Source organism: Planctomycetota bacterium, assembly GCA_035574235.1.
Classification (GTDB): Bacteria; Planctomycetota; MHYJ01; order MHYJ01; family JACPRB01; genus DATLZA01.
In genome coordinates this window covers 1-6369 of the sequence record DATLZA010000001.1, presented here as the reverse complement: position 1 = coordinate 6369, position 6369 = coordinate 1, and the positions used below count along the sequence as shown (strand labels likewise).

The following is a 6369-nucleotide window of genomic DNA, read 5'->3' as shown; positions in this document are numbered from 1 at the left end:
GGCACGGCCGCCGTGGGCTTCAGCAGCATGAGGCTGTCGTCGGCCGACGCCACGTTCACCCGCCGCGAGGCCAGGTCGTCCGTGAGCGACCGGATATCCTGGACGGCGTCGTAACCGCGCAGCGAAAGCTTGAAGCCGTTTTTGCCCTTGGCCGCGCCGTGGCACGTCCCGGCGTTGCAGCCCACCCGGCTCAGAACGGGGTTGACGTCACGGATGAAATCGGGCCGGGGCTCCTCCGAAAGGCCGGTCACGACCACGGGAACCGCGACGCTCTTTCCGGCCAGAGACGCGCGCAGCTCCCCGCGTCCTTCCGCGCGCGGCTCGACGAGCCCCCCCCGCGTCACCGCCGCCACTCCCCCCGCCACCGCGAACTCGACCGCCCGCGTCACGTCCACCCGCTCGCCCGTCTCCAGGCGCGCCGTCACCACGAGCTGCGCGTAGTCGAACGCGCCCGAAAGCGCCACCGACGCCGGGGCCACCTCGAGCGAAGCCGGCCGGGCGCCGGGCGGGAGCGATTCCGTTTCCGTCCGTTCGTCCGCCCGGGACACGGGACCGCCGTAGCCGGCCGCCGCGGCCGCCGCCTTCCCTTCCGTCACCGGCGCGGGCGAAAACTCCCGCGCCACCTTCCCGGTCGCCGCGTCCAGGAACCGCACCTTTCCGTCCGCCCCCGCCGCCGCGACCTCGCGGCCGTCCGGACGGAACGCCACCGCGTAGACGATTCCGGCCTCGACCGGCACGCTCCAGAGACGCTGGACGCCTTCCTTATGATATTTCTCGAGCTGCTCCTTCTCCTGGGCGCTCCGGTTGAACACTTCCTTGCGCATGATCGCCTTGATCGGGTCGGGAAGGGACGTGTCGAACTCGTAGGAATAAAGCGCGACCTCGCCCTTGCCGTCCAGGCCGCTGCCGGCGGCGATGCGCTTGCCGTCGCGGCTGACGGCCACGCTCCACACCCGCCCCTTCATCGGCGGCAGCTCCCGGATGAGGTTCGAATCGTCGCCGATCTTGCGCTCCACGAGCCGGTGGATCCGGTACACCTTGGGCTGCCCGTCCGAGCCGCCGATGACGATTTCGTCCCGCTGAGGATGCCGCGCCACCGCCTGCACGCCGCCCTTGAGCGCCCCGGGGGTGATCGACGTCACGTTGTCCACGAACCGCTGCGTGGCCACCTCGATGAGCTTGACCGCGCCGTCCCGGTCCACCGCCACCAGATGCGAACCGTCCACGGAGAAGACGGTGCCGAGGGCCCAGTCCGTGTGAGCCGAGTTGAAGAGCACCGGCGCGCCCGTCTTGGCGTCGATCGCCCGCGTGGCGTGATCCGCCCCGCCGAAGGCCACCTTGCTCCCATCGGGAGACCAGCTCACCCCGTAGACCGTGTCGTAGGTCACGGGCACGGAAAGATCGAGCCGGCGTTTCTCGACGTCCCAGATCTGGATCTCGCCCTGCCGCCCGGGCCGGCCGCCGGCCACGGCCAGACGCTTGCCGTCCGGCGAGAAGGCCACCGACTGGACGCGCTCGGAGAGCCCCACGAGGCGGGCGACGCGCTCGGAGCCGTCCGCCTTCCAGAGGAGCACCTCATGGAATCCCGCCACGGCCAGGAGCTGACCGTCCGGGGAGAAGTCGATCGAGGTGATGACGGGCGGAAGCGTGTACACCGGAGGCCGGTCCACGTCGTACCGCGCGCGGGCGTTTTCCGGCGTGTCGTCGATCGCCCCTTCGGCGATCCACCGGCGGACGAGCTCGATCTCGGCCGCGGAGAGGGGCTTCTTGCCCTTGGGCATCTCCGCTTCGCCCTTCTTGTCGGGGGTAATCAGGAGAACGAGGTTGCTTTCATCGGGCTTCCCGGGGACGATCGCCTTCTCCTTGGATTCCCCGCCGGCCACAAGGCGGTCGTAGGACGTCATGACGTACTCGCCCTTGGCCTTGGCGGGCTGATGGCACCCGAAGCAATGAGCCTGGAAGATGGGGCGGATCTGCTTGTCGTAGCTCACCTTGACGGCGGCGGAAGGTTCCTTGCGGTCGCCTTCCTGGGCGCTCCAGGCCAGGCCCGAAGCCGCCAGCGCCACGGCCAGCCAGCGGCCGGCACGCGCCGGACGAAGCGTGCTTTGCATACGATCGCCCCCCACCTTGATCGTTCTTGGCTCCGAAGGTTGTTTACCCCTCCGGCGCGCGTTCCGGTAGCCGGATCGAAAATCCGGATCCGTCAGTAGGTCGCCAGAAGGGAGCGCCGCGCCTCGCGAAGGGGCGCGCGCAGCCCGCCGGGCAGGAACGGATTCAGGCGCAGCGCTTCCTCGTAGCAGCGGATGGCCTGCGTGAAATGTTCCCGCGCCGGCGCGCGGTCGCCGGCCTCGAGCTTGCGGCGACCCCAGTCCGCCTCCAGGTTCCCCCGTTCCACCCACGCCTCCGTGAAGAGGGGATTCGCCTCGAGGACTTCCGAAAGTTCCGACCGAGCCGCCGCGAAGCGCGGCGAAGGATCCCGGCGCGACGCCGCGTCCCGCAGGCCCCACTGGCGCAGGATCGCCGCACGCGTCACGCGGGCCCGGTTGAAAAACACGCCCCCTTCGAGCGCCGCGGACGTCTCGCGATCGGCCGCCGCCAGATCCTCGCACGCGTCCCTCCCGGCCTCCCGCTTCCGCCGGGCGCGCTCGAGAAAAAGCGCGGCCCGGCGTTCCCGGAGTTCCCGATCCGCCGGAAGGCGCCGCAAGGCCTCCGCGAACGCCTGGAACGCTTCTTCGAGCTCGCGCGCGTCGGGGCCGGCGGCCGCCGCGGAATCGAGCGCCCGGTGGAAGGCCAGGATCGCCCACGCCTTCCATGCCTCCGGCGGACACGGTTCCCTCGACACGAGCCCCTGAAGTTCCCCCCGGCGCGCTTCGATCTCCTCGAGGGCGCTCTCGCCGCGTTCCTGCCGGAAGCGCGCGCGCCCCGCGGCGACGAACGCCCGCGCCGGGACGTGCGCCTCCGGTCCGGGATCCCGCCGCGCCGCCTGCTCGAGGTCCGCTTCCGCCTCCGCAAAGTCCTGAAGGGGATTTCCCCCGAGCTCCATGCGGTGAAGCCCCGCCCGGCGCCGAAGCTCGGCCCGCGCGCGATACGTCGCGGCGGACGGCGCCAGCCGAAGGGCCTGGGCGAAGTCGTCTTCCGCGCCCTGGAAGTCGGCCTGCGGATCGCGTCCGGTTTCGGACTTGAGGCGTCCCCGGAAGGTGCGCACCTCTCCCCGTCCCGCCCAATGGGGAGCGTATCCCCGGTCGTGCGCGATCGCGCGGCCGAAGGTCTCCTCGCTCATCTGACAGGCTTCCTCCTGATCCCCGGGGGGCGAAAAGCACGTCACTCCGAGAAGCCACGAGCGGGCCAGCGCCTCCCACGCCTCCTCGAGGCCGGGATCGAGCTCGACGGCCCGCCGGAGGTTTTCGCGGGCGAGGGCCTCCTCGGCGCGGAAGAAGGCCGCCAGCCCCCGGGCGGCGCGGACGCGCGCTTCGTCGAGGGCGTCGGGGCGGGTGGAGAGAATTTCGCGAAGCCGTTCGGCCCACGATTCCACGCCCGCGCGATCGCGTGCCAAGGCGGCCAGGACGAGCCCTTCATACAGGGCCGGCGCGTAGGAGGGGTCCTTGGCGAGGGCCCGCTCCTGGAACTCGCGGGCGCGCGCCTCGTCCAGGAGCGTCCGGTAGATGCGGCCCATGACGTAATCGATTTCCGGAAGGTCGGGCGCGCTCTGGGAGGCTTGGCGGTAGGAGGACTCGAGGGCCGGCAGAAGATCGGCCATGCGTTCGTTGGCGCCGGCGCGGCGGAGCGCGAGGACCGGCGCCAGGGACGCCCTCCAGGTTTCGCGGATGGCCCGCTCGTGGTCCCGGCGCGCGACGCGTCGCGCCTCCCAGAAGCCCGCGGCGGAAGCCAGAAGCCCGCCGGCCGCCAGCGCGGCCACGAGGCGCGGCGAGCGGCGGATCCGGGAGGCCCAGACCCGGAGCGCGGAAGGACGGCGGGCGGCCACGGGTTCCCGGCGCAGGCACCGCTCGAGGTCTTCGGCCATCTCGAGCGCGCTCGCGTACCTCCGGGCGGGATCCTTCTCCATGGCCTTGAGGATCACGGTTTCGACGTCGCGGGGCAGCTCGGGGCGGAGGCGGCGCGGGGGCGGCGGGTCCTGATGGAGCACGTTCTGGAGAATCTCCGCGAAGGATCCGCCCTCGAAGGGGGGCCGGCCGGTCACGGCCTCGTAGAGCGTGGCGCCCAGGGAGTAGATGTCCGTGGGGCGGGCGCGCGAGGCCGGGCCGCCGCGGGCCTGCTCGGGGGACATATAGGCGGCGGTGCCGGCCACGAATCCTTCGCGCGACGCGGCTCCGGCGGCCTCCTCGAGGTGAGCCAGGCCGAAGTCCAGGACGAACGGCCGCCCGTCGCGCGCGATAAGAATGTTGCCGGGCTTGAGGTCGCGGTGGACGACGCCCTGTTCGTGCGCGTAGTGCACGGCGCGGGCCACGTCGCGCAGGATCTCGAGCGCCTCGCGGAGGGGGGGCCGCGCGGCGGCGAGGGTGCGGCCTTCCACGTACTGCATGACGATGAAGCACCGGCCGGCTTCTTCCGCCACGCGGTGGATGGCGACGATGTTGGGGTGCGACAGGCGCGCGGCGGCGAGGGCTTCGCGGCTGAAGCGGCGGGAGGCGGCTTCCTGGTCGGGCGTGGGTCGCGGGAGCTTGATCGCCACCCAGCGTCCCAGCCGCGTGTCCCACGCCTTCCACACGTCGCCGATGCCGCCCTGCCCGAGGTGCTGGACGAGGACGAACTCGGCCAGGCGGCGGTCGGGTTCGTCCTGAAGCGCTTCGACTTCGGGCGGCGTCAGGCGGGAAGAGCGGAAGAGGAGGTATTCGTCCCGGTCGAGTTCGCGCTTGAGCCGCGCGATCTGGTCGGGGGCGGCGCCGCGGGCGCGGAGGAACTCCTCGAGGGTGCGGGGGCCGCCGTCGCGGCGTTCCCGGAAGAAGAGCTCGAGGTCCTCTTCGGAGAGAAGGCCGGCGCGGACGGCGCGCCGGCCCAGGGCGCGTTCCTGTTCCTCGCGCAGGACGTCGCCCAGGTGGCGGAAGAGGGGGGCGCCCGGGCGCGGATTCATCGCTCAGGGACTCCCGAAGAGGGCTTCCCACTCGGCGGAGAGGTCCTCGGGGCCGGCCACGGATTCGCAGAGGACGGAGCGGACGGCGCGCCGGAACTCCTCGCGGCTTCGGGTGAGGTAGTTTTTCACGTCGTCCACGCTCAGCCCGAGGTCCCGCGCCACGGATTCGTAGGACGCGCCCTCGCCGTCGGATTCAAGGTCGTAGCGGCGGAAGACTTCGAAGTAGAGGGATTTTCCTTGCGCGGCGAGGCGCTCGCGGAGGAGGTGCGTGGCGCGGGCCAGGACCACGGAGCGCCAGGCGCGGTCGAAGGCCTCCTCGGGACCGAGGGCTTCGGCGTCCGGCAGGACCTCCTGAAGGTCGGCGTCCTGGATCTGGAGGCTGACGTGGGAGACGTGGCCGCCGCGCTTTTCGCGGGAGGCGTCGCGGGAGCGTTTGGCCAGGAAATTGCGCAGGGCGCCCTTGAGGTAGCTGCGGAAGCTTCCGCGCTCGGGGGTATAACGCTCGGCGAACGGGCTGCCGCAGACGACTTCGGCGAAGAAATCCTGAGTGAGGTCCTTGGCGTCCTCGTTGGTGGCGGCCCAGGAGCGCCGGATCAGGGCGTAGACCGGTTTCCAGTAGAGCTGGGCCAGGCGAGCCAGTTCCGCCTCTCGGCGGGCGGGATCCCCCTCCCGCAGGACCGCCAGGGCGGTATGCGAGGTCGTCGGCAGCTGGTGGGCGGCTCCGCCGATTTCGGTGAATCGTTCGTCCATGGACGGATGGGGAATCCGTATCCGATCGGCCCCGCTCCGTTACAATCATACCGCCGGACGGGGCTTGGGCGTAGCAAAGAAACGACAGATCTTTCCCGTCCTCAGGCTTTTCTTGCAAGATGGGCGGAGGGGCCGACGGCCCATTCCATGAGGGCGCCGAAGCCGGTTCGGGTCGCGCCCCGGCCGGCCACGTCCCTGGTACCCCCGCCAGGATTCGAACCTGGGACCCTCGGTTTAGAAAACCGATGCTCTATCCGTCTGAGCTACGGGGGCGTGCGTTTTAACGCGGATTTTCTTTTTCTGTCCTATTTTTGCCGGAACACGGCAATGACCTGCGGATCAGGATACGGCGCGGCCTTCACGTGGTCAAGCGGGGGGCCGTCTGGTACGTCGAGGAATGCCGCAACGGGCACCAGACCCGCCGATCCCTGGGAACGACCGACCAGGCCGAAGCCGTCCGGCGCGCGGCCGCCGGGGACCTCCCCGCCCCCCCGGCGCCCGGGGCACCCCGGCGAGCGCCCCATTCCCCT

3 protein-coding genes and 1 tRNA gene are annotated in these 6369 nt (G+C 71.2%); all 4 read right to left on the bottom strand.

From position 1 onward, the window contains the following. Positions 1–2111 (bottom strand): c-type cytochrome domain-containing protein (locus VNO22_00020; protein HXG59732.1); only part of this gene is annotated, 2111 nt, incomplete at its 3' end. A 92-nt stretch (positions 2112–2203) separates the two neighbouring features. Next, on the bottom strand, positions 2204–5089 hold the full coding sequence (locus VNO22_00015) for a protein kinase (protein HXG59731.1): 2886 nt from the start codon (positions 5087–5089) through the stop codon (positions 2204–2206). A gap of 3 nt (positions 5090–5092) precedes the next feature. Beyond that, positions 5093–5839: a sigma-70 family RNA polymerase sigma factor gene (locus tag VNO22_00010; protein ID HXG59730.1), complete on the bottom strand. Its 747-nt coding sequence runs from the start codon at positions 5837–5839 to the stop codon at positions 5093–5095. A 196-nt stretch (positions 5840–6035) separates the two neighbouring features. Beyond that, positions 6036–6112: transfer RNA gene (locus VNO22_00005), tRNA-Arg, on the bottom strand. Positions 6113–6369 lie beyond the last annotated feature (257 nt).

Bases quoted from the DNA above. Each gene is read 5' to 3' on its own strand.
- VNO22_00015 (HXG59731.1), bottom strand. From the start codon at position 5,089: ATGAATCCGCGCCCGGGCGCCCCCCTCTTCCGCCACCTGGGCGACGTC.
- VNO22_00010 (HXG59730.1), bottom strand. From the start codon at position 5,839: ATGGACGAACGATTCACCGAAATCGGCGGAGCCGCCCACCAGCTGCCG.